The organism is Peribacillus simplex (assembly GCF_030123325.1).
Classification (GTDB): Bacteria; Bacillota; Bacilli; order Bacillales; family DSM-1321; genus Peribacillus; species Peribacillus simplex_D.
On the sequence record NZ_CP126106.1, the window covers coordinates 3,933,787 to 3,956,782 of the forward strand.

Sequence of the window (22,996 nt, forward strand, 5' to 3'; positions counted from 1 at the left end):
GACTAGACGACCCCTATATTTAGATTAATGATTTGCGAACGATCACATTGACGCCCTTTGGAACATGTGCAACGATTTTAGCTCCCGGCTCATTGACCGTCACCCAGCCAAGACCAGAAAACACAATATCCATTTTACCATCTTTCAAGGAGAATTCATGTGGAATCAGCTTCGGAAACTCCTCGATTTGTTCAGGCCGCGGGGGCGTCAGTAATTCCCCGGCATGGTTTTTATACAATTCATCGGCATTTTCAAGTTTCGTACGGTGAATATTCAATTCATTCGAAAGGTAGCAAGTCAATGAACGCCTTCCGCCTGAGACATAGTCCAACCGGGCCAACCCTCCGAAAAATAGCGTCTGCGCTTCATTCAGTTGGTACACTCTCGGCTTGATTTCCTTTTTCGGCATGATCACCTTGAAGTCCCGCTTGTCCACATAATGAGCCATTTGATGATGATTAATGATTCCAGGTGTATCGATCAATGCCTTTTCATCATCCAAAGGAATTTCGATCATATCCAAGGTAGTCCCAGGGAAATGGGAAGTCGTGATGATATCACTTTCTCCGCTCACTTCTTTTATAAGCCGGTTGATGAAAGTCGATTTCCCTACATTCGTACAGCCCACCACATAGACATCTTTACCTTTGCGATACCGCTCGATCGCATCAGCCGCTTCAAGTATGTGCTTTCCCTTTTCCGCACTGACAAGCAGGACATCAACCGGGTTAAGACCCAATTCCTTGGACGATTGCTTCATCCAATTGATCAACTTGTTCGTTTTTACGGATTTAGGCAATAAATCAACCTTATTTCCAATCAGAAGAACATCATTTCTTCCTACAAATCGATGCAGGCCAGGCAGCCAGCTTCCATTGAAATCAAATATATCGACGATCTTGACGATTAAAGAGTCGGTTTCGCCCACTTTATTCAAGATTTTCAAGAAGTCATCGTCTGTTAAGGAAACATCCTGAACTTCGTTATAATGTTTCAATTTAAAGCAGCGCTGACAAACGATGGTCTCCTTTTCCAGAGCTGATTTAGGGGCAAAGCCCAATTCCTTCGGATCTTCAGTCTGGACCTTCACACCGCAGCCGATGCACACTAATTCTTGATGATTATTCAATTGTGATCCTCCCATTCTATCATTCCTTTTCGTTTAAAAAACGCCATGATCTTTCTTTCAAAATAACGATTGATCCTCGTTCTGAATTCGTCGGTTTGCGCTACTGGGAGCACTAAGATCGTATGAAACCCGCCTCTGTTCCCTCCCAATACATCCGTCAATAACTGATCGCCGATTACCACCGTTTCTTCCAGTTTCAATCCCATTGCCTTTCGGGCTTTATGGAAAGCTCTTGCCATCGGTTTTCTGGCCTGGAAGATAAACGGAATGTGAAGCGGATCGGAAAAAGCCCGAACCCGATTTTCATTATTATTGGACACAATCGTCACTAAAATCCCATGATCCCGCATATTGTCGAACCATTTGATTAAATCGGGGGTGGCAGTTGGCCTGTCCCATTCAACGAGGGTATTATCCAAATCGGTAATGACTCCCTTTATCCCTCTTTTTTTCAATTCTTGAGGATCTATATTAAAAATGCTTTTAACATGTTCACTCGGCAAAAATAATTTAAGCATATTGACACCTCTATATTTTCGTTAAAATTTACCGTCTCCATCATATCGAATTTTCAGCACACTTTCAAAAAAAATTAGGAAAGAAGGGCTGACGGTAAAGAAACATCATAATGTATGTTCTCTGATATGGAAAGGCATTTTTTATTAAATAATGGGAAATTTGCAGGCAGACCATAACCAAAGAACTAATTATTCATAAAAGATTTCGACAAAAATTTCATTTATTCAATCTGTGGATAACTTTACTAACATTTTCCATACTGACATGCACCATTTCGCTCACCTTGTAAACAACTTAACCACAAGTTATCCACTTTTAGCTGTGGATAACAGAACGATTGTTCTCCACGTTTATTTCTGATACAGTAGGGGTACATCAAGGAAGACTTATCAATATATGCAAGTAAGCACCAAATTATTCCTCGTAATCCCTACTGGAGGTGAGCAGCCGCAAATGGCGTTCTGATGCAAAAACTATCTGATGACCTGTTGCTTGAATCCTATTTTAAAGCACAGAATTTAAAGTTGAGTACCGATTTCATCCGCCTCATAGAAACGGAAATTCATCGAAGATCCCTGACACATAAAATCCGATCAATATTCTAATATGAAATACATAGGCTGACATCAAATGTCAGCCTCTTATTTTCATTTGAAGTTAGACGGCTCTCATGAATCCGATTGTTTCACCAACACGGACATCAGCGGGAATCGATATGTTTCCTTCAAGTTCAAAACTTCCTTTTTCAAAAAGAAGCACCACTGTGGAACCGAAGCTGAAATAAGAAAATTCCTGTCCTTTTTCCAATTCATCCGATTCATCAGTAATGACGATCGAATTTATGAACATGGCACCGACTTTCACCATTGCCAGACTTCCCGCTTCATTTTGAAGTTCGGTTATTGTCCGGTAATTTTTTGATAAAGGCTCTTTTCCATATTTCATCCCCCATTTATTGACGGGGTACGATTTCCTTCCAAGGGTCCAACGTTTGACCACTGAACCCTTGATTGGTGCATGGATCCTATGGTAATGACTCGGGCTTAAGTACAGCACGAGATATTTGCCCCCTAAGTACTTTTCCAAAAAAAGCTCATCCCCCAGCATTTCCTCCATTGAATATACCTTTCCCTTAACGACGATATTTTTATCAGCACGTATCTCCCCTGAATCCTCAAGAACACCGTCCACGGGACAAGCTACCGCAGAAGGAACTGCCGTAATCGGCCTGGCATCCGCCTTTAACTGCCTGGTAAATAGCTCGTGCAGGTTAGTATAAGCTTTTACCTCCTTACCAAATTCCTGTTGATTAAGATTGAATGTTTTTACATAAAGTAAAATTAAAGGCCTGCTCCAGCGAGATTGGCTAAAATGCTTTAATAAACCTGATGAATACTGACCATTCGTCAGTTCAATAAGAATGCGATACAAAGACTGAAACAAATAAAACCACTCCAAATTGTAAAATTATTCTAAAATTCTCTTGCATAAATTGTGTTAAGTAAAATATTATTATATAATAAATACTTATGTTTCCTATATATTGTTTTAATTTGTTTCATTTGAAAGGAGGGAAAAGATGTTTTTATTACACGCCCTAGATCAAACCATTAAAAAAGTGAAAACACAAACAGCAAATATACTTACTTTAATCAATTTATCCCTTGGTGGATTTGCGATAATTGCCGTAATGCACGGCCAATTGAATTTAAGCCTGCTATTAATTTTCCTGGCTGCCCTTGCAGATCGCTTTGACGGTATGGTTGCACGGAAATTCAACATTGAATCGGAATTGGGTAAGCAACTTGATTCGATGTGTGACATCATATCCTTTGGTGTCGCACCAGCTCTATTATTATACCAAGGAATATTAATAGAATTCGGAGCACCTGGCACACTCTTCACGGTTTTCTATATTGGCTGTGGCGCATTTCGTCTCGCCCGCTTCAATATAAGTGAAAGCAATGGATACTTTACAGGAGTGCCAATTACGGTTGCGGGCTGCATCGCTACTTTAAGTTATCTAGCCATCCCGTATTTCCATCCGGTCTTTTTCTTATCCCTCATGATTATATTATCATTACTTATGGTCAGTCCATTTAAACTGAAGAAAGTTTAAATAAGAAAGGCGGATGTCCTAAACCGGACATCCGCTTTTTTCGTTCATATTCCATCCGAAACCCTTCTTAAGCTTTTCGGACTAGGGGGTCGGTCAAACGCAAGAATTCTTCTACATCCTCCATACAGGCATTGACCGCTTCTTCCCAAAAATCCCGGGTCTTCAAATCGACGCCCAAATGCTTCTCCGCCAAATCCTCGACCATCATGGAACCGGTATCCTTTAATAGAGCGATATATTTTTCTTCGAATCCTGCTGGTTCTTTCAGGGCATTCGCGTATATGCCTAATGAGAATAAATATCCGAATGTGTACGGAAAATTATAAAATGGTACACCAGTAATATAAAAATGGAGCTTTGAAGCCCAAAACGTTGGATTATAATCACTTAAAGCATCGCCATACGCTTCTTTTTGTGCATCGACCATCAGTTCATTCAACCGTTCGGCACTGACATAACCTTGTTTCCTCTCATCATAAAACCTTGTTTCGAATAAGTAGCGGGCATGGATATTCATCAATAATGCCACGGAACGCTGAATTTTATCTTCTAAAAGCACCAGTTTTTCTTCCTCACTGGCCGCTTCCTTCACAGCTGCATCCGCAACGACCATCTCAGCAAAAGTAGAAGCGGTTTCAGCCACATTCATGGCATATGACCGATTCAACGGATGGATATCCCTCATCGCATATGAATGGAATGCATGTCCCAATTCATGGGCCAATGTCGATACATTGGATGGTGTGCCCGAATACGTCATGAAAATTCTTGACTGCTTATTTAATGGAAAGCCGGTACAAAAACCGCCTGGTCTCTTACCTGGTCTGTCCTCCGCTTCAATCCAGCTGTCTTCAAACGCTTTTTGGGTGAAGTTTGCTAATTGAGACCCGAACTTAGAGAATTGCTGTATGATGAAGTCTGCACCTTCTTGATAATCCATTACTTTGGACTCTGCTGTAACCGCGAGCGGTGCGTCCAAATCCGCCCAACTTAATTTATCCAAATCCAGTAACTCTGCTTTCCTTTCTAAAAACCTCACAAGCGGCTCCTTATGATCGGCAATTACATTCCACATGCTTTCGAGGGTTTCTTTTTTCATCCTCCCTATTTCAAGAGGCTCTTTCAAAATATCATCCCAGCCCCGTTTTTCATTCACACTGAGGCGAAATCCGGCCAAGTGGTTCAAAGTCCGGGCAAAAAGGTCACTTTTTTCCTCCCAAGCCTGTTCCCACGCAGTAAATAATTCTTTCCGGGTCCTTTCATCGGGATCGGAAAATTTATTCGCTGCTTGGCCAACAGAAAGCTTTTCACCCTTATAAGGGATGGTCATCGAACCGACGATCGTATCATACATTTGGCTCCAACCTTCGAAACCATCCATGGCCAATTGGGTGATTAATGATTCTTCCTTCACGGAAAGCTTTTCCTTTGCCTTTTCCCGACGTTCATTCAATACGAATCCCAATTCATTCAATGGTTCTTTTTCGAGGATTTTATTAAAGAAAGCATCATCAAGCTGTATCAACTTTTCATCCAGCTTGCTTAACACCATTTTTAGTGAAGCGACTATTTTCATTTGTTTGATCCGCAGCTGACCAGCCTTTTTATCCTGTGCATTTTGAGCTTCCAGGCAGCCAATGAATGCACTTGCCTGTGTGGATTTCATATTTGTATTTTTAAAAAGATCAAATGCCTGGATTAAACGGTTTTCATCATTTCCTTCTGGATTGATATTGCTTACAATTCGGTCTAATTCTTTTACCTCGCCGTTAATTTCATCTAAAAAAATCAGGAACTCCTTAGAAGAGCTTCCTCCTTTAAAAAAGATATCCAAATCCCACGTCAAAGAATATCCCATACTAAATTGCCCCCTTTTTATCACTAATCCCATTATAGAGGTAAATTCAATATTTTTCTAATTAAAAGGAATTTTCAGTATTTTGTCGGAACTTTTTTCTATATCCCAGATTAAAAGCATGTTATGATGTATATATTCTTGGGAAAGGGGCGGTTGATTCATATGAAATTCTTCATTCACATGTCTGCCATCATCTTGCTCCTTTGGACACTGCCCATACAGTTCCATCATCATGCACAGCAGCTAACCATTGAGGAACATACCGATGTTCACCATTGGGATAAGGCCGACAAGAAACAGCCTTTCGTGCCTTCCTTTAGTACCTGGCAAACACTTATCATCATTCTCTTTTTCGAATTTTCCATTTTGAGTTTTCTTTATTTTCACTCAAATCTTCGCCGACGATATCTTAGCCCTGTTTTTTTCCAGGCGAATTACGTAGCCTTACGCTCTGACATTTTATAAAAAAAAAATGGAGGAGTGATTCATATGTGGTTTCGCTTTATTATGATAGGGATCTTATCTTTAACCGCTTCACGCATGTTCCTTTTTCAGGGAATCGAGATTTATCACGCTTTTGCAGATATGATCAGAAATAAATATTAAAAAAAGAGTGCGGGGAAATTTTCCCGCACTCTCTTTGCCTTTTCACATTCCTATCCTTTGGCTTTCTTTTCCTTCTCTTTTTCTGCTCTGTAAAATTCGTGGAACATCTTCATTAAGGCACGTTTTTCGATCCTTGATACATAACTGCGGGAAATCCCTAGCTCTTTAGCGATTTCCCTCTGGGTTTTTTCCTTTTTCAAATCCAGTCCGAACCTGCCTACAATGACTTCCTTTTCGCGTTCATCCAAAATATCAATATACTTCTTCACTTTTTCAATTTCCATATTGAGCTGAATCGTATCGATGACATCTTCCGATTCCGATTTCAGTACATCGATTAAACTGATTTCATTCCCTTCTTTATCTTGACCGATCGGATCATGCAGGGAAATATCTTTCTTCGTTTTCTTTGTCGCCCGTAAATGCATCAAGATCTCATTCTCAATGCATCGCGCCGCATATGTGGCCAGCTTCGTACCCTTCCCATCCGAATAACTCTCAATGGCCTTTATCAAACCAATTGTCCCAATCGAAATCAGATCCTCTGTATCTTCGCCCGTATTCTCGAATTTCTTGACGATATGGGCAACAAGTCTGAGATTATGTTCGATCAGGATGTTACGCGCATCACCGTCTCCCTCGCTCATTAGCTTCAGATATCTCTTTTCATCCTGAGATGACAAGGGCTGGGGAAAAGCGTTGTTTTTCACATAGGAAACGAAGAAGTAAAATTCTTTGATAATATAACCGACAACTGTAAGTATTCCGGGCATTGGTTCCATCCCCCGTTTCTTTGGCTTCCCTATTTCATACCTATGCAACAGTGGGCTTGTTCGTGTCTGTCCCACTAAAAAGAAATAATGAATGGTGTAAAATGATCAAACCTCCTGGTTGTATTCCCAAACGAACGAAGGAAAATGTTCATATAATGATAGGGAATTTTTTAGGGAAAGGGGGTTTTTTTACGATGGTATATAACTATGGACCATACGGATGCAGCTATGGTTATCCGGCTCCTGCGCCTTGTTATGCAGGGTCCGGCTACGGCTTTGGTTATGGCCTGTTTATTGTCCTCCTGATTTTATTGCTCATTTTCGGGTTTTGGTGGTTGCCGGGATGTGGATTGGGTTTTGGAGGTTCAGGTCCGTGCTGCTGATACAGGCAAAGAAAAAAACTCGGCCCGAGTGCCGAGTTTTCCCATTTACATATTCACTTCCAACGTTGCAGTTCCGAGTTAAGCAGCGTCATAACCATTAATCGCCATACCCTCACTTCATCATGTTTCCAATAGCCTTTTTCCGCTGTATACCATGACGATGCTTTTAGATGCACCGGCAGATCCGTTAGCCGGTATCCTTCTCCTGCCAATAACAACGCTTCTCTCCTTTTACATATAACAAGTTCAACATATTAACCTCCACCTTTCTTAATTTTTTTTTGAACGGAATACCAACCTCGTATATTTTTTAGAAAAAAGGACGATGTTTCAGCGCTTTATCTAGATGTTCTTCTCGAATCTTGTGGATTCTCTCCTGTTGCAAACATTCCTCGGCAGTCATTTTTTTCATTTTAATCGTGATTGTGAAAAAAAGCATATTCAGTGTCATAATATCACCTCCTTTAAGGGAGCGGCCCAACAAAAAGGCATAAAAAGGCCGCAGAAAGTTACTTCCTCCTGCGGGATTTTTCAGAAAATATAAAAAGGCCGCAGGATAAAACACTTCTCCCTGCGGCCGTTATGTCTGAATGATTAATAAAGCCAAATTGCTTTAGAAATATTCCGCTTGGCACAGGTCGAATTTTATGTGATTGTCATTTGAAACGGACGGGCTGATTGCGACGGCTCCATGTAGATACAATGTCATTTTCTTCGACCTCCTTTGGAATATTTTTTATTACTTGGTAAGTATATCCACAAATTCGATATTTGTAAACGGCTTTTGCCTATTTATTTGAAAATTTCGATCTTTTTACCCATTTTCAAGGGCCATTATTACCTAAAGAGGCAAGCAGAATGATAAATCTGCCCCTATTGGGCAACAACGTTAGAAACAAAAAAACCTGATTCCATTAAAGAATCAGGTTTGCTTCTATTATTGTAAAGAGTCCTGGTCATCCATTTCGGCCAGGATCTTTTTGTATTTTTTGGATAATGAGAAAAAGACTATGGACATGCCCAGGAACGTTATTGTCGCTCCCATATAGACATACGTGCCAATCATCGCTTTGTCGCCAGAGGGAAGGATGGTTCCTAAATAGAAGAACGAACCCACACATAACAAAGTGATTGCAAATTGTTTAAAATCGACCATTTTCGAACGCAGCAATGCAACCGTTTGTTTTTTGCGGTTTTTCATGCCATTCCACCTTCTTTCAAGCTAATAAGATATCGATATCTCATTCTACCATATTTATTCCAAATGACAGGGTGTAAATAATGGCAGTCAGCTATGAAGAGGTCCCTCTCCGGTTATCCTTGCAGCGCTTGTTCCAAGTCTTCCAATAAGTCTTCAACATCTTCCAGACCTACCGAAATACGAATCAACCCATCCGTTATTCCAAGCTCTGCACGGCGCTCAGCCGGAATGGAAGCATGTGTCATCAAGGCCGGAATGGAAATTAAGCTCTCCACTGCCCCTAGACTTTCCGCAAGTGTAAAGAATTTCACTTTATTCAAAACGGATTCGGCTTTTTCGGCACTGCCGACATCAAATGAAACCATACCTCCGAATCCACGCGATTGTTTTTTGGCAATATCATGATTTGGGTGGTTTTCAAGACCTGGGTAATAGATTTTCGATACTTCTTTATGCCCGGATAGGAAACGGACGATTTCAGATGTATTTTTTTCATGTTCTTCCATCCTGATTCCCAGCGTTTTAATGCCTCGCATAAGCAACCATGAATCCTGGGGCCCTAGCACGCCTCCTGTAGAGTTTTGGATGAAATGAAGGTCATTGCCAAGATTCTCGTCATTCACCACGACAAGACCCGCTACAACATCGCTGTGTCCCCCCAGGTACTTCGTAGCGCTATGAAGCACGATATCAGCTCCAAGTGAAAGCGGATTTTGCCAGTATGGTGTACTGAAGGTATTATCCACAATGGTGAGGATGCCGTTTTCTTTAGCTATTTTCGATACTTCTTCCAGATCGGTGATTTTCAATAATGGGTTCGTCGGTGTTTCAATGAACAATGCCTTCGTATTGTCCTTTATCTCTTTTTCGATCGAGTGTATGTCACTCGTATTGATGAACGTTGCTTCCACCCCGAAGCGGTTAAGCACTTTAGTGATGACCCGGAAAGACCCTCCATAAACGTCATCGGTCATCAATACATGATCACCTTGACTGAACAGCATCATAACTGCGGTCATCGCTGCCATTCCTGATCCGAAGGCGAAGCCTCTTTTTCCTTCTTCGAGATCCTTGATCAATTCTTCGAGGGCATGGCGGGTTGGGTTGCCCGTGCGGGAATATTCATATCCCCGATGATTTCCGGGACCATCCTGTTTATAGGTGCTCACCTGATAAATCGGCACCGAAACCGCTCCCGTTTTTTCATCACCAAAAATGCCGCCATGGATCAATTGTGTTTTTTTTCTCATTTCATATACCTCCCTGATAAATTTTTTTGCTTAAGTATCGTTCACTGGAATCCGGAAATATGACGACGATATTCGACCCCCGGGGAGCCTTTGCTGCTTCTTTCATGGCCGCTGCAAAGGCCGCACCTGAAGAACTGCCGACAAGTAGGCCTTCTTTAATCGCCAATTCCTTTACCATATGGAAAGCGTCACGATCGCTTACCGTATGGATTTGGTCAAAATACGTTTCATCCATATAGGCAGGTAAAAATTCCATCCCGATCCCCTCTGTTTTATGGGGTCCTGGCTTGCCGCCGTTTAAAATCGACCCTTCTGGTTCGACTATGACCGTTTTGACAGCAGCGTCCTTTTCTTTTAAATATCGCGATGTTCCCATGAATGTCCCGCCCGTCCCGGCACCGGCTACAAACACATCCACATCGCCTTCCATCTGTTCCCATATTTCAGGTCCCAGCGTTTTATAATATGCATCAGGATTGGATGGGTTGGCGAACTGCTGGGGACAATATGACCCTGGAATTTCAGCCAGCAGTTCCTTAGCCTTTGCGATTGCTCCTGTCATTCCTTCCTCTGTCGGGGTCTGGATCACATTTGCTCCAAGGGCACGCATCAATTCCTGTTTCTCGGCACTGAATTTCTCCGGAACGCAAAATATCACGTCCACTCCACTGTTTATCGCAGCCAACGCCAAGCCAATCCCAGTATTTCCGGCAGTCGGTTCGATGATCGTCCCGCCCTTTTTCACCTTCCCAGTCTGTAACGCTTGGGCTAACAATTCTTGACCAAGCCGATCCTTCACACTGCCTCCCGGATTAAAGTATTCGAGTTTGGCAAAGATACGGACCTCATCCGGAAGCGGGAAATGGGTGATTTCCATCATCGGCGTTTTCCCTATCAACTCATGAATATTTTGAAAGACTTTCATATTCGGACATCCTTTCATAGTTATCCTACCAACTTAATAAGAATTATGCAATAAAGAATGATCAGCAGAAAGGCTTCCGCTGATCACTTACCATTCATTTCATTTTTTCAACCATTTTCAAAATCAGTGCCGCTGAATGAAGAGCCGCAGTTTCCAGGAATTTATCAAAGGAAATATTGGACTCCTTACCTGCGATATCCGAAAGGGAACGAATGATGACAAACGGTGTCTTGAATTGGAAGGCTACCTGTGCAATGGCTGCCGCTTCCATTTCCACCGCGTATAAATCGGAGAATTTCCCTCTGACGAATTCAACCCTGTCAGGATCATTCATGAAAGAATCGCCCGTCACGATCAACCCTTTTGCCACTTGTATATCCTCGATTTCTTTTGCTGCTTCTTCCGCTATTGCGAAAAGCTTCTCATCCGGGATGAAAGCTGCAGGCAGCTGAGGGACTTGACCGTATTCATATCCGAAAATCGTCACATCGACATCATGGTGCCGTACTTCCGAGGATATGACCACATCCCCTACATTAAGTGCTGGATGATAACCGCCGGCAGAGCCAGTATTGATGACTGCATCCGGTTTGAATTTTTCTAACAGGATCGCAGTGGACATTGCCGCATTCACTTTACCGATTCCCGATTTAAGCAAAATGACCTCGACACCATTCAGTTTGCCTGTATTGAACTCGGAACCGGCAATGGTCACCTGCTCCAAACCTTCCAATTTATCACGTAAAATCGTAACTTCTTCTTCCATTGCTCCGATTATGGCTACCTTCATTAGTAAAAACCTCTTCCTATAATTTTTCCGCCTCCATAATCCAGACAAATTGATTGCAGCGCTCGAAGCTCACTTTATATCCATTTGCTTCAAGCACACTTTCCAAAAAAGGAATCGTAGTATAATATTCCGTTTGCAAATCGTTTGCCAAATTATGAAAGCCTGCCTGACTTGCATCTTGAATCGCTCGTTCATGCGCTTCCCTTGATTGATACATCGTATCCGCAAACACTATTTTACCACCAGTATTCAGTAACTTTCCATAGTTGGCTATAGCTTTTTCTTTTTCTTCATCGGTTAAATGATGAAAAGCGTACGTACTCACGATCGAATCAACCTGTTCCGGCTTCGGAAAATCGATAAAATCGCCATCGACAATTTCTGTTTTTCCGCCGAGCTTGCTTACCGCTATTTCCCTCATCGCAGGTGAAGGTTCTATTCCCGATACCTTCAGGCCTTTCTTCAAAAGCCTTTCCGTCAAATTCCCGGTACCTACTCCGAACTCGAGCACATGGCCATGAGCCCGATCCGTGACGATTTCCAATATGTTATCATAATGTTTAAAAACCTCTTGATACTCAATATCGTGTCCACCAACCGTATCATCATACGATTTTGACCATTCTTCAAATAAATCTATAAATTCTCTGCCCATTTTTAATCACCTTTTATGATAAGATAATAAAACCTATAAGCATAATATGAAATAAACACAGAAACAGTTCTTGTTTTTAGGCAAATCATTCATTCGGTTCAGATTCGGCCAAAATGGTGTTAAACTAACAGTATCTAAATGTTGGAGGGGAACAGTCATGAGTTTTCAACTCGACTTAAACTTATTCGAAGATAAAATAGAATTTTTCGAGGCAGAAAGCATTAAGAATCTTGAAGAAAAAATCCAAGCACAAATTGAAATCAATAAAGCGATCATGCTCCAGGTGGAATCCGTGTCACACCAAATGTATGTAAGTGAAGAAGGCAGACGTTTTTATAGTGCAGTCGTCCACTTTAAAGCAAAAAAATGATCACCATGAAAAAAAACCCCGAAAAGTGGAATTCCTTTCGGGGGTTTTCGTTTATGAATTTTTGACCATTACCTTTTATCGTTTGTCTTCAGCTCTTCGACTTTTACAGGTTTCCAACCTGATCCGTCCACCCATTCAATATAAACGCGGAAGGTTTTAGGATCATCGCCTTCAGAAACGGTACCGATTGCCGTGCTGGGTGAACCGCCGTTTTGCAGCCACCATAGCTTCATGCTGCCTTCATCGATTCCAGCCCCGCTTGCTATGGCTTTACTCATTTCATTCCAATCGACCGAGCCCTTTTCGAAGCTTGTAGTGTGCTCCCCGGATTGCTCAGTTCCTACTGGTTTCCAGCCCTCACTCGTATATGTTGACGCAACATTGCCATCTCCGCTGCCTTCCACTTCCACAAGTTCGGCATCCCCAGCTTTTTCTGAATCTGCACCATCTTCAGCCTTCTCTTCTGCATCTTCCTCTGTTGCTTTACTATCTTTTTCTGCTGCATCTTCTTCTGTTGCTTCACTATCTCCTACTGCGTCTTCCTTCTCAGAATCCGTTTCTTCTTCTTTGCCAGCAGGCTTGTCCGCTACTTTCCCCGAATCTGTATCGGCGATTTGCTTTGGTTCAGTCGTGGCTTTTTTTGTTTCGGTGCCATCATCACTCAAGAAAATCGAGACTGCGACAATGACGATTAAAATGGAAACGATGGTGATTGCAATATTATATATTTTATTTACTTTTCTTTTTTGATCTCTCTGATTGAAACGTGAGCCCAAGGTCCATTCCTCCCTTACCAATTCTTACTGCCTCTCATTTTAACATGATTTAGCCAGAGATAGAAGGGAAGGGTTTCCTACACTTTTCGTCAATTCTCGTTTTTGTCCTGGTCCTTGGAGTACAGGACTTTTACAATATCTGAAAAAAGAGGCGTCATGCTGGAACTGTTTTCCTTCGTTTCAAAACTTACGGTAACAAGAGCATATTTGGGCTCTTTATATGGAAAGTAGCCCGCAAACCATTTATTCAGCTGCCCTTTTTCAATATTGGTCTGAGCCGTTCCAGACTTGCCGGCGACCTCCACAGGCAAATCTCTCAAGGAAGCGCCTGTCCCTTTCTCTTCCGTCACGACCTTCCTAAGAAGATGCTGCAACTTCATCGTTGTATATGGAGACAGTGTCTCGCCACCAATACTTTGATTGGGAAAATCGACTACGGTCGTACTATTGTTAAATTCGACCTTGGAAACGGCTTTGACCTGTTCCTTCTTGCCGCCGCGGGCAATCGTTGCCATCATATTCGCTATCGCAAGCGGTGTCGTTTGGACATCCTGCTGGCCAATTGCTGTTTTGGCAATCATTTTAGGGTCTTTTTTTAAATCGTCATCATGCCAGACCTTCCCGGTTTGTTCATGATGCAACTGAGTGACTTCAGTGTGATAGACGTCCCCTTGCCAGCCCGTTTCACCAACAAGCCCTAACATTTTTGCATATTTGTCCAAAAATTCCGGATCCTTCTCTGCTATTTCCTGTGACAATTCGGCAAACGTCCTGTTGCAGCTTTGGGCAAAGCTATTTTCAAAATTAAGCATGCCCAGTTCCCTCTGTTTATCCGTTTTGCCGTCTATCGTCAAATTACAATTGAATGTCCGGGTGGGACTAGCCGCTTCATAATCGATGGCCGCTGCTGCCGTGACCGTTTTGAAGACGGAACCCGGCGTTTTTTGAGTCAGCATCATATTGACGGCCCCTTCGCCATTCGGATCTTTTACATTAAGCGCCGGACGTGATACCATTGCGACGATTTCACTTTTTTCGATATCGATCAGAACGAGACCGCCTTTTTTTATCCCGCGTTCATCGACGAGCTTCTCCGCTTTCTCCTGAATTTCTTTATCGATCGTCGTCACGACCTTCACCGGGTAAAGCGGATTTGCAGGTTCCACATATTTAACATCGACACCGAACATTGGCCCTCCACTGGCGTCCACATGAAAAACGAGCTTCGATTCCCCAGAGGAAAGCAAGAACTCATCGAAGGTCCTTTGCAGTCCCGTATTGCCTATTTTCGTTTCAGGAGATAAATTCATGTCCGGATAACGTTTTTTCTTTTCCGCATCCGATATATTCGTCGTTCCGATCAATTGCGCTGCAGGGGTTTGATCATGATATAATTTCTCTTTCACGGCAAATACCCCGGGAATCTTCAATTCATTGATTGCCTTGGATTGGCTGGACGTCAACTCTATCGGTTCATCTCCGCCAAATACGAATGGTTCATCCGCCTGTTCTATCGCCCGTTTTAACTCCGCTTCCGATTTACCTATTATCGAGGCCACTTCATCTATGGGCCAGGTCATTTTTTTTAAAAATGGAAATAGGACGAGAGTCGGGATTTCTTCATGTGCAAGCGGTTCTCCATTTCTGTCATAAAACTTTCCGCGTCCATCATCAATCTTTAATATCTGTGAACGCTGATTCACGCTCGCTTCTAATAGGTTCACATCATGCTTTGAAAAAGATTCTGTCGATACAAGTTGGATGTAGGCAAGCCTGCCTATGAGCATCAGCATGAAAGCGGTCAAAAAAACAGCCAGCAACCTCATTCGTTTCTTTTTCATAAAATACACCTCGTAACCATTGTTGACGAGGTGCGAATTTTTAAACAATTATGAACAAATTTAACACGGCACTTTTCCGATAAAAAAAGAGGATGCCCCCATGGACACCCTCTTTTGCTTTCATTTAGTCGATGGATACAATCTTCACGCTCATTTCGCCGCCAGGTGTCATGATCGATACCTTGTCGCCGACCCTTTTCCCGATCAGGCTTTTCGCGATCGGGGAATCATTGGAGATTTTCCCTTCGAATGGGTCCGCTTCAACGCTTCCTACGATGGAATATGTTTCTTCGTCACCATCTGGAAGTTCCACGAATGTTACCGACTTCCCTAGTGAAACTGTATCTGTATTCGAATCATCGCCTTCAATGATTTTTGCATTACGGATCATGTTTTCGATTGTTGTGATGCGTCCTTCAACGAAAGCCTGCTCTTCTTTTGCGGAATCGTACTCCGAGTTCTCGGAAAGGTCCCCAAAACTGCGGGCGATCTTGATTCTTTCCACCACTTCTTTACGTTTAACCGTTTTTAACTGTTCCAGTTCCTGTTCAAGCTTTAACTTACCTTCTTTAGTCATTGGATATTCTTTTTCAATTGCCAAAACCCTTCACTCCTTCAAATTCTTTACAGCAAGCTTTCACTGTGACAAGTTTATGTACTATATAGTGCTTAACCCTGAAATTGAGTCAAAATATATAATTGCGCGACTTAAAAAGTACGCGCTTCGATACTAAGAAACAATCCGTTCCTTAGTATATAAACCGACTGCGGTGAGCAGCCGGTTCGTTCTGTATCAATAGAGTATTGCGTTTTCCAACATTTGTCCAGTCTTTCCCAATAAATAAATGGGATTATTTAAATAAACGAAGGAAAATGGCACCTATCATTATTTATGCTATGTTATTACAAAAAAGACTTTTGTTCAAGGATTGTTTGAATTTTTGTCACCATAAGGTCAATCGCCACATGGTTCTGACCGCCTTCTGGTATGATGATGTCGGCATAACGCTTCGTCGGTTCTATGAACTGATTATGCATCGGACGGACGACACTGATGTATTGTTCGATGACGGAATCTATGGAACGGCCGCGTTCTTTAATATCACGGGTCATCCGGCGAAGGATCCGCAAGTCTGCGTCCGTATCAACATATAGCTTCATATCCATCAGGTCCCGGAGGCGCTCATCCTCCAGCACAAGAATCCCTTCAAGGATGATGACATCCTGGGGTTCAACTGTGATGACTTCTTCTGAACGCGTATGGATCGAATAATCATAAACGGGTTTTTCTATCGTTTCATAGCGCAGCAATGCGTTAATGTGATCGATTAGCAAATCATTATCAAATGCAAGCGGATGATCATAGTTCGTTTTCAAACGCTCTTCAAAAGGCAGATGACTTTGATCTTTATAATAATAATCTTGTTCGATCATCAAGATGGAATGTCCTTGAAAGAATTCAAAAATGGAACGGGTAACACTTGTTTTACCTGATCCCGACCCTCCGGTAACTCCGATGACCACTGGTTTCTTTCTTGTCATATCAATTCTCCTTCCGCATCATATTGTTCACATAAACTCTTTTATCTACTTGAATGCGGACAATTTGAAGCGGATGGCGGGCTGCCTCCAGCTCCTTACCTGACTCATCCCAGATCGTACCGATTTTTTGAGTGAAGTTTTCGATTTCCGGTCCAAAAAACTCGACTTCATCCCCAGGCTTGAAGAAATTACGTTGCTGCATGGTAACGATTTTAGTTTCCTCATTGTAATCAAGCACCAATCCTGCGAAGTCGAAGCGAGTCTTTACGGTATGATTCCCGAACATTTGTTGTTTATACCCAGGAATTTCCCCTTCCATGAACGATGATGCCGTCTCACGGTTCGCACACTTATCAAGCTCTTCCAGCCATTCTTGTTTAATCTTGAAATTGTCGGGATCGGCACAATACGCATCAATCACTTTACGATAGACGCTGACAACTGTTGCAATATAATGGATCGATTTCATTCTTCCTTCGACTTTTAAGCTGTCTATGCCAATTTCAATCATGCCTGGCAGTGATTCAATCAGCTTCAAGTCTTTTGGACTCATTGCGAATGGAGCATCTTCTTTATCGAATAAAGCCTTTTCCCCGTCTTGATCCAACTCATATAAATCATAATCCCAACGGCAAGACTGACAGCAGCCGCCGCGGTTCGAATCACGTGCCGTCATATGGTTCGAAAGCGTGCAGCGTCCAGAATAGGCAATGCACATGGCCCCATGAACGAAAGCCTCGATTTCGATATCGACCTTCTCCTTCATTTCACGGATTTCATCAGCACTCGTCTCACGTGCCAAAACTACCCGTTCCAAGCCTTCCTCTTTCCAATACTGAACAGCCTTCCAGTTCGAAAGCGATTGCTGCGTGCTTAAATGGATCTCGACGTTCGGAGCGACCCTTTTGCATGTTTCGATGATTAATGGATCGGCGACGATGATACCATGTACCCCAGCCTCCTGAAGACCTTCCAGGTATTCATCCAGACCATCGATATTTTCATTATGTGCGAAGATATTTGTAGTTACATATACTTTAGCACCATACTTATTAGCGAATTCGACGCCTTCCTTCATTTCCTCAAACGTGAAGTTGCCTGCATTGGAACGAAGACCATATTCCTGACCGCCAATGAACACGGCATCCGCGCCGTAATGGACGGCAATTTTTAATTTTTCAAGGTTGCCGGCCGGAGCCAGCAATTCCGGTTTTTTTACAATGACTCTCTTTCCATCAACGATCTTGGAAATTTTATCAGCAATAGCATTCAAGGCTATTCCTCCTCTTTCTCTTACCCTTTTCTTTAATAAACCGATTCTTTAAAGAAGAATCCGGTATCCAACTCACGGTTATCCGGCTGAATCGCTTTGACTTTTTCAAAAAGTTCCGATTTCATATCATCATAGCGGTCAGGGTCTTCAGCACATACGTCAATCGCTTCCCGATATAACTTTGTCATTTCAATGATATATTCCGGTGTTTGTAATAATCCTTCGATTTTCAGTGAATCGATTTCCGCTTCAATCAATTCCTGAAGTTCATCAATCATGCACATATCGTTCGGACTCATGATATGTGTACCATTTTCATCTTCATAAATCGGATATTTATTTTCACGTTCCTTATCATGCAAGAACATATTTCTATGTTCCTTCCGATTTTCCACTTCCAATGCCTTGCCTTGGTATTCAAAGTAATTGCCAAGGAGCGTACGCTTCGATTGGAACATGCATGTCATGCCATGCACTTGGACTTCAATCTCCACTTCGGCATTTTCCTTCATTTCGACTATCTCGTCCAGACTTATCTCACGGGCAGCAACGGCACGGACAGCACCGCGTTTCCCCCAATAATTACATGTGTACCAGTTCGTTACCGTCATCTCTGTATTCCAGTGCAGGGGCATATCAGGTGCCACGGCACGGACAGCCATCAAGACTGCGGGATCACCGAAAATGATCCGGTCGGCACCAGCCTCTTTAAGGAATGTGACATACCCTTCAAGCTCGTCCACTTTTTCATTATGGAAAATGGCGTTCATGGATACGTACACTTTCTTGCCCGCGGCATGTGCTAGCTCAATCGCCTTCTCTACATCTTCACGTTTGAACTCCCCTGCCAGCCTTAGCGCATAACGTTGTTCGCCAATGACGAAGGCGTCGGCGCCAGCATCGATGAGTTTCGTTATATGATCGACACTTGTCGGAGTCACAAGTAATTCAGGCTTTTTCATTTTTGTCACCTCTATGTTTACTAATGGCCACACCATCACCAATCGGCAAAATTACAGTATCGAAGTTGGGATGGTCATGTAACCAGATGTTAAAGTCTCTGATTTTTTTAATAAGAGCTCGCTTTCTTCTCGTCATTTCCATTTCTTCAATGTTTTCAGCAACCAAGCCTTTAAATAAAACATTATCAGTAATGATAATGCCAGCACCGGCAAGGAATGGTTCAAACAGTTCAAAAAATCGCTTGTACTGCCCTTTAGCCGCATCAACGAAGATGATATCAAACGGACCGTGTTCCATCACTTTCGGGCCCGCTTCAAGAGCATCCCCTTCAATGAGGGTGATCCTTTCCGACAGTCCCGCCTTCTTGAAGTTAGCCCTTGCCTGCTCAATACGGGCTTCATTCCGTTCAAGTGTGACGATTCGAGCTTCCGGAAGGGTCTCAGCCATCCTAATGGCCGAATAGCCAATTGCCGAACCCACTTCCAATATCGCCTTTGGCTGATGAAGCCTTAAAATCTGAAGCAGTACCTCAATGCCTTCGGGCTCCATGATCGGCACATTATTTTCCATCGCAAAATCTTCCAACTCCTTAAGCAAACCCGTACGCTCCGGAATTAAGGAATGAAGATATTGTTCTATTTTTCCGTTCAAAACGTTTCCTCCATTTATAAGGAAAACAAAAGCGCTTGGTCAGTAACATGAAAAAATTGATTGGGCAATTTCTTCACAAGGAGCTGAAACAAGTATGCTTGACGATCTACATTTCCTTATCTTTCAAAATAAAACCCGGCATTCGCCGAGTTACGTCACCGATTTAGAATCGGATCAAAAATTCACTTGTACTATTCTATCATAAAAACAAGGGGAAAGTAATATCTCTCCCCCCACAGTCTCATTGCTATTTTTTCATTTAGGCTGTTTTCGCATACTTTGTTGCTAACCAAGTATTGCGGTGTGGTTGATCTCCTCTCCATTGCTCGCTTTCCGCGGGGCGGGCGGTGAGCCTCCTCGGCTTAAACGCCTGTGGGGTCTCACCTGTCCCGCTGCTCCCGCAGGAGTCTCGCAATCCGTTCCAATCAACCTTAAATCGTTTCGTTATAAAAACAACAATCTTTACGAAAAGAGCTTTCATTTATTTATTGGAAATATGCTCTGCCTTTTTGTTATTGTGGTCATCCAAGGTCTTGGAGTAAAGGACTTCCCCTTCAGGTGTTGCCAAAAAGTACAGATAATCCGTTTTCTCAGGCTTCAGTACCGCATCGATCGATGTCGTTCCGGCATTGGCAATCGGTCCTGGCGGCAGCCCCTTGTTCTTATACGTATTATAAGGGGATTTCACCTCAAGGTCTTTATAATACACCCTGCTCTTATGTGAACCCTTTGCATACAAAACGGTCGGATCCGTTTGAAGCGGCATACCTTCCTCAATACGATTGTAAAAGACGGAAGCTATTTTTCCGCGATCGACTTGCGCCGTCGCCTCTTCTTCAACAAGCGAAGCGAAGGTCAGCATCTGGTGTACGGAATAATCGTTCTTGTCCATTTGGCTCTCGTAAGCCTGCAATGTTTCTTCCGTTTTCTTCAGCATCTCGATGACGATCGATTCCAGGGTCGGCTTTTCCTCATAAAAGTCATAAGTAGCCGGGAAAAGGTACCCTTCAAGCGGATATAGAACCTTTTCATTTTCAATTTCCGAGGTCAGGAGCTGCGGAAATTTCTCTTGCATGGAATTTACGAACTTCTTATCATTCAATTTCTTAAAGACCTTTTTCGGATCTTCACCCGTCTTCACTGCGATGATATCGGCAATTTGGATAAGCTGCTTTCCTTCAGGAATCGTTATCTTCATTGCAGCTTCCTTCATGAGTTTTCCGGTTTTGATGCTTGTGACGATATCTTCAATTGGCATGGAAGGTGATAATTTATACTCCCCTGCCTGAAAACCGGATTCATTGCGGAATTTAATATAATATTTGAATACGCGTGCGTCCTTGATTATTCCCTGCTCTTCAAGCAGTGTTGAAATTCCGTTAACGGAAGAACCGATTGGGATTTTCACTTTCTTGATGGTGTCATCATCCGGATCGACTGGTTTCATGGCTGAGTTGATATATAAAAAGCCCACAAGACCAACGATCCCAATTAGTAAAATAAGCGAAGCTATCGTAATCATGATGATTTTACGAACCAGCTTGGCTTCTCCTTGCTGTTCTAACAATTTCATTCGGATGTGATCCTTTTTAGATAAATTTTTATCTTTTTCATCCATTTTCATTCCCCCTGCAAACTCACACCAACTACAGATTGGTTTCTAGATGATGCTTTCTCTAATTAATCTTTGCTTCGAACATTATACTAAAATCAACAAATAATTACATGTTTTTTGCAAAACTACATTCATCAATACTCTATTTATGGCAAAAATGCACTACTTTTGTCAATATTCAGATGTTATTTAACAGGAAAATAGTGATATCTAATTTCTACAGCTTAAAAGATGCACTCTACTTTGTTCCCTTCCCGGATTAGGGATTTCAGGAAATGACAGGAATATTCATGTAGGAATGATACTATTCATTTAAGATGAAGAAAGGTGTGAAGGAGTTGGATAATTCTTATTTTGTAGGTTGGGGGACATTGGCGCTCATAAACGCCGGACTTGCTCAAGGTAAAAATAGGACGGCGTTGAATTGGTTCTTACTATCATTATTTTTGGGTCCGCTCGCTACATTTATACTTTTATTCGCAGAGAAAAGATAAGGCGTTACTGGTACTTAAATGAAAAAACCGGCCTTTTAAGGGCTTTCCAGGCACTCGTTTTCCGCTGGCGGTCCGGGAGCCTCCTCGGCGCCTTTGCGCCTTCGGGGTCTCCCCTTGACACGCTTTTCTAAGCATGAGTCTCGCACACCTATTCCAATCAACTTGCCCCTTTTGTCAAAAAAAGAACCGACCTTTAGGGGCCGGTTTTTTCCAATCTTATTCTTCTTCCGCTTCTTCTTGGTCAAGGAATGTATTTAACATTTCTTCGACAAGATCCCATTCTTCTTCTGTTTCGATCGGTGTAAGTTCACCATCTTTATTATCTTCGCTTGGTACGAATGATGAAGCGTGGATTTCAATTTCTTCCTCGTCATCTTCTGCAGACATCGGATAGTAAAGTACATAAGATTTGTTGAATTTATCTGAATCGAATGTGAAAAGGATTTCGCAAAGCTGCTCGTTTCCGTTTTCATCTACTACTGTAATGTTGTTTTCGCCGTGTTCCATTAGTATTCACCTCATATTGAATTTGTTTGTCTGTCCAAGAATCCTTGCAGGATCATGACAGCTGCCATTTTATCAATGACTTTCTTGCGTTTGCTTCGGCTCACGTCCGCCTCAAGAAGGACACGTTCAGCCGCCATAGTTGTCAACCGTTCATCCCAGAGAAACACCGGCAGCTTGAATTTGTTTTCTAATCGCTTAGCGAAATCTTGGCTGATCTCGCCTCGCGGTCCAACAGTCCCATTCATGTTTTTAGGTAAACCGAGGACAATTTTAGAAACATCATGCTCTTTTATAATTTCATTGAGGCGTTTAAAGCCGAAGTCATTTCCAGCTTCGTTAATTTTGATCGTTTCCAATCCTTGTGCAGTCCAGCCCATCGCGTCACTCAGGGCGACGCCGATGGTTTTTGAACCTAAATCAAGTCCCATTGTGCGCATTAGTATTCCTCTCGATGGTTCTTAAGATACGACTTAACCAATTCTTCGATGATTTCATCGCGTTCAAGCTTACGAATAATGTTCCGAGCATCCATATGGCGCGGGATGTAGGCCGGGTCACCAGATAATAGATAACCGACAATCTGGTTTATCGGGTTATAACCTTTTTCCTGAAGTGCAACATATACTTGAGACAATACTTCTTGTACATCTCTTTCGAATGGTTCTTCGGGAAAATTAAATTTCATCGTTTTATCAAAGGAACTCATTAACATGCACCTCTCCTCAGCGTCCAGAATCCACTATTACCTACATTGTA

Annotated in this window: 25 protein-coding genes; 3 read left to right on the forward strand and 22 right to left on the reverse strand. The window is 42.4% G+C overall.

The annotated features are described in order from the left end of the window. Positions 1–19 precede the first annotated feature (19 nt). The gene (yqeH, locus tag QNH43_RS18640) at positions 20–1,129 is read right to left on the reverse strand and encodes a ribosome biogenesis GTPase YqeH (protein WP_434060130.1); all 1,110 of its coding nucleotides are present in this window, start codon (positions 1,127–1,129) and stop codon (positions 20–22) included. After that, entirely contained in the window at positions 1,126–1,647 is a 522-nt protein-coding gene (locus QNH43_RS18645) for a YqeG family HAD IIIA-type phosphatase (protein ID WP_076365171.1), read from the reverse strand. Before QNH43_RS18645 ends, yqeH begins: the two co-directional genes overlap by 4 nt. 465 nt (positions 1,648–2,112) lie before the next feature. Here QNH43_RS18645 and QNH43_RS18650 point away from each other — a divergent pair, with 465 nt between their 5' ends. After that, positions 2,113–2,253 carry a sporulation histidine kinase inhibitor Sda gene (locus QNH43_RS18650; RefSeq protein WP_034311351.1) on the forward strand — a complete coding sequence of 47 codons (141 nt, stop codon included), beginning with the start codon at positions 2,113–2,115 and terminating at the stop codon, positions 2,251–2,253. 52 nt (positions 2,254–2,305) lie between these two features. On the opposite strand, the gene QNH43_RS18655 is transcribed toward QNH43_RS18650, so the two are convergent. Beyond that, positions 2,306–3,091 (reverse strand): phosphatidylserine decarboxylase, encoded by a 786-nt coding sequence (locus QNH43_RS18655; protein ID WP_283915217.1) that lies wholly within the window; start codon positions 3,089–3,091, stop codon positions 2,306–2,308. 136 nt (positions 3,092–3,227) lie between these two features. Between QNH43_RS18655 and pssA the strand changes: the two genes are divergently transcribed. Further along, positions 3,228–3,767: a CDP-diacylglycerol--serine O-phosphatidyltransferase gene (pssA, locus tag QNH43_RS18660; RefSeq protein WP_076365167.1), complete on the forward strand. Its 540-nt coding sequence runs from the start codon at positions 3,228–3,230 to the stop codon at positions 3,765–3,767. Positions 3,768–3,834: 67 nt separating this feature from the next. On the opposite strand, the gene QNH43_RS18665 is transcribed toward pssA, so the two are convergent. The 8 genes from QNH43_RS18665 to QNH43_RS18705 all read right to left on the reverse strand — a co-directional run bounded on the left by QNH43_RS18665 (position 3,835) and on the right by QNH43_RS18705 (position 12,208). Beyond that, entirely contained in the window at positions 3,835–5,625 is a 1,791-nt protein-coding gene (locus tag QNH43_RS18665; protein ID WP_283915218.1) for a M3 family oligoendopeptidase, read from the reverse strand. 656 nt (positions 5,626–6,281) lie between these two features. After that, positions 6,282–7,004, reverse strand: a complete 723-nt coding sequence (gene sigK / locus QNH43_RS18670; protein WP_076365161.1) for an RNA polymerase sporulation sigma factor SigK — start codon at positions 7,002–7,004, stop codon at positions 6,282–6,284. A 693-nt stretch (positions 7,005–7,697) separates the two neighbouring features. Further along, the gene (locus QNH43_RS18680; protein ID WP_076365157.1) at positions 7,698–7,838 is read right to left on the reverse strand and encodes a YrzI family small protein; all 141 of its coding nucleotides are present in this window, start codon (positions 7,836–7,838) and stop codon (positions 7,698–7,700) included. A gap of 486 nt (positions 7,839–8,324) precedes the next feature. Further along, positions 8,325–8,588, reverse strand: coding sequence for a YrhC family protein (locus QNH43_RS18685; protein ID WP_283915220.1), 264 nt, complete (start codon positions 8,586–8,588; stop codon positions 8,325–8,327). A gap of 113 nt (positions 8,589–8,701) precedes the next feature. Then, entirely contained in the window at positions 8,702–9,838 is a 1,137-nt protein-coding gene (locus QNH43_RS18690; protein WP_214789868.1) for a bifunctional cystathionine gamma-lyase/homocysteine desulfhydrase, read from the reverse strand. A 1-nt stretch (position 9,839) separates the two neighbouring features. Next, a complete protein-coding gene (locus QNH43_RS18695; RefSeq protein ID WP_283915221.1) occupies positions 9,840–10,763 on the reverse strand; it encodes a PLP-dependent cysteine synthase family protein in 924 nt (307 codons plus the stop codon). 94 nt (positions 10,764–10,857) lie between these two features. After that, complete coding sequence (mtnN, locus tag QNH43_RS18700) at positions 10,858–11,553, reverse strand: 5'-methylthioadenosine/S-adenosylhomocysteine nucleosidase (RefSeq protein ID WP_076365149.1); 696 nt, start codon at positions 11,551–11,553, stop codon at positions 10,858–10,860. Between the two features lie 16 nt (positions 11,554–11,569). Next, entirely contained in the window at positions 11,570–12,208 is a 639-nt protein-coding gene (locus QNH43_RS18705) for a class I SAM-dependent DNA methyltransferase (protein WP_283915222.1), read from the reverse strand. A 157-nt stretch (positions 12,209–12,365) separates the two neighbouring features. Here QNH43_RS18705 and QNH43_RS18710 point away from each other — a divergent pair, with 157 nt between their 5' ends. Next, positions 12,366–12,578 (forward strand): DUF2536 family protein, encoded by a 213-nt coding sequence (locus QNH43_RS18710; protein WP_076365145.1) that lies wholly within the window; start codon positions 12,366–12,368, stop codon positions 12,576–12,578. 68 nt (positions 12,579–12,646) lie between these two features. On the opposite strand, the gene QNH43_RS18715 is transcribed toward QNH43_RS18710, so the two are convergent. The 11 genes from QNH43_RS18715 to QNH43_RS18765 all read right to left on the reverse strand — a co-directional run bounded on the left by QNH43_RS18715 (position 12,647) and on the right by QNH43_RS18765 (position 22,946). After that, a complete protein-coding gene (locus tag QNH43_RS18715) occupies positions 12,647–13,354 on the reverse strand; it encodes a YrrS family protein (RefSeq protein WP_283915223.1) in 708 nt (235 codons plus the stop codon). A gap of 89 nt (positions 13,355–13,443) precedes the next feature. Next, positions 13,444–15,195, reverse strand: a complete 1,752-nt coding sequence (locus QNH43_RS18720) for a peptidoglycan D,D-transpeptidase FtsI family protein (RefSeq protein ID WP_283915224.1) — start codon at positions 15,193–15,195, stop codon at positions 13,444–13,446. Positions 15,196–15,319: 124 nt separating this feature from the next. Beyond that, the gene (gene greA / locus QNH43_RS18725) at positions 15,320–15,796 is read right to left on the reverse strand and encodes a transcription elongation factor GreA (RefSeq protein ID WP_283915225.1); all 477 of its coding nucleotides are present in this window, start codon (positions 15,794–15,796) and stop codon (positions 15,320–15,322) included. A 302-nt stretch (positions 15,797–16,098) separates the two neighbouring features. Then, positions 16,099–16,737, reverse strand: a complete 639-nt coding sequence (udk, locus tag QNH43_RS18730; RefSeq protein ID WP_034308619.1) for a uridine kinase — start codon at positions 16,735–16,737, stop codon at positions 16,099–16,101. Position 16,738: 1 nt separating this feature from the next. After that, positions 16,739–18,010, reverse strand: a complete 1,272-nt coding sequence (locus QNH43_RS18735) for a peptidase U32 family protein (protein ID WP_283915226.1) — start codon at positions 18,008–18,010, stop codon at positions 16,739–16,741. A gap of 32 nt (positions 18,011–18,042) precedes the next feature. Beyond that, the gene (locus tag QNH43_RS18740; protein ID WP_283915227.1) at positions 18,043–18,972 is read right to left on the reverse strand and encodes a peptidase U32 family protein; all 930 of its coding nucleotides are present in this window, start codon (positions 18,970–18,972) and stop codon (positions 18,043–18,045) included. Continuing rightward, on the reverse strand, positions 18,959–19,624 hold the full coding sequence (locus tag QNH43_RS18745; protein ID WP_081395487.1) for an O-methyltransferase: 666 nt from the start codon (positions 19,622–19,624) through the stop codon (positions 18,959–18,961). Before QNH43_RS18745 ends, QNH43_RS18740 begins: the two co-directional genes overlap by 14 nt. A 481-nt stretch (positions 19,625–20,105) precedes the next feature. Next, positions 20,106–21,242 (reverse strand): endolytic transglycosylase MltG, encoded by a 1,137-nt coding sequence (mltG, locus tag QNH43_RS18750; RefSeq protein ID WP_283915228.1) that lies wholly within the window; start codon positions 21,240–21,242, stop codon positions 20,106–20,108. Between the two features lie 707 nt (positions 21,243–21,949). Continuing rightward, positions 21,950–22,240, reverse strand: coding sequence for a DUF1292 domain-containing protein (locus tag QNH43_RS18755; RefSeq protein ID WP_063232962.1), 291 nt, complete (start codon positions 22,238–22,240; stop codon positions 21,950–21,952). A gap of 11 nt (positions 22,241–22,251) precedes the next feature. Continuing rightward, positions 22,252–22,677 (reverse strand): Holliday junction resolvase RuvX, encoded by a 426-nt coding sequence (ruvX, locus tag QNH43_RS18760; protein ID WP_034308633.1) that lies wholly within the window; start codon positions 22,675–22,677, stop codon positions 22,252–22,254. Then, the gene (locus QNH43_RS18765; protein WP_034311358.1) at positions 22,677–22,946 is read right to left on the reverse strand and encodes an IreB family regulatory phosphoprotein; all 270 of its coding nucleotides are present in this window, start codon (positions 22,944–22,946) and stop codon (positions 22,677–22,679) included. The genes ruvX and QNH43_RS18765 overlap by 1 nt, the downstream gene beginning before the upstream one ends. Positions 22,947–22,996 lie beyond the last annotated feature (50 nt).

Bases quoted from the DNA above. Each gene is read 5' to 3' on its own strand.
- udk (WP_034308619.1), bottom strand. From the start codon at position 16,737: ATGACAAGAAAGAAACCAGTGGTCATCGGAGTTACCGGAGGGTCGGGA.
- QNH43_RS18765 (WP_034311358.1), bottom strand. From the start codon at position 22,946: ATGAGTTCCTTTGATAAAACGATGAAATTTAATTTTCCCGAAGAACCA.
- QNH43_RS18740 (WP_283915227.1), bottom strand. From the start codon at position 18,972: ATGAAAAAGCCTGAATTACTTGTGACTCCGACAAGTGTCGATCATATA.
- QNH43_RS18690 (WP_214789868.1), bottom strand. From the start codon at position 9,838: ATGAGAAAAAAAACACAATTGATCCATGGCGGCATTTTTGGTGATGAA.
- QNH43_RS18665 (WP_283915218.1), bottom strand. From the start codon at position 5,625: ATGGGATATTCTTTGACGTGGGATTTGGATATCTTTTTTAAAGGAGGA.
- QNH43_RS18650 (WP_034311351.1), top strand. From the start codon at position 2,113: ATGCAAAAACTATCTGATGACCTGTTGCTTGAATCCTATTTTAAAGCA.
- sigK (WP_076365161.1), bottom strand. From the start codon at position 7,004: ATGCCCGGAATACTTACAGTTGTCGGTTATATTATCAAAGAATTTTAC.
- QNH43_RS18695 (WP_283915221.1), bottom strand. From the start codon at position 10,763: ATGAAAGTCTTTCAAAATATTCATGAGTTGATAGGGAAAACGCCGATG.
- QNH43_RS18680 (WP_076365157.1), bottom strand. From the start codon at position 7,838: ATGACACTGAATATGCTTTTTTTCACAATCACGATTAAAATGAAAAAA.
- mltG (WP_283915228.1), bottom strand. From the start codon at position 21,242: ATGGATGAAAAAGATAAAAATTTATCTAAAAAGGATCACATCCGAATG.
- QNH43_RS18685 (WP_283915220.1), bottom strand. From the start codon at position 8,588: ATGAAAAACCGCAAAAAACAAACGGTTGCATTGCTGCGTTCGAAAATG.
- pssA (WP_076365167.1), top strand. From the start codon at position 3,228: ATGTTTTTATTACACGCCCTAGATCAAACCATTAAAAAAGTGAAAACA.
- QNH43_RS18710 (WP_076365145.1), top strand. From the start codon at position 12,366: ATGAGTTTTCAACTCGACTTAAACTTATTCGAAGATAAAATAGAATTT.
- mtnN (WP_076365149.1), bottom strand. From the start codon at position 11,553: ATGAAGGTAGCCATAATCGGAGCAATGGAAGAAGAAGTTACGATTTTA.
- QNH43_RS18645 (WP_076365171.1), bottom strand. From the start codon at position 1,647: ATGCTTAAATTATTTTTGCCGAGTGAACATGTTAAAAGCATTTTTAAT.
- ruvX (WP_034308633.1), bottom strand. From the start codon at position 22,677: ATGCGCACAATGGGACTTGATTTAGGTTCAAAAACCATCGGCGTCGCC.
- QNH43_RS18705 (WP_283915222.1), bottom strand. From the start codon at position 12,208: ATGGGCAGAGAATTTATAGATTTATTTGAAGAATGGTCAAAATCGTAT.
- QNH43_RS18720 (WP_283915224.1), bottom strand. From the start codon at position 15,195: ATGAAAAAGAAACGAATGAGGTTGCTGGCTGTTTTTTTGACCGCTTTC.
- QNH43_RS18755 (WP_063232962.1), bottom strand. From the start codon at position 22,240: ATGGAACACGGCGAAAACAACATTACAGTAGTAGATGAAAACGGAAAC.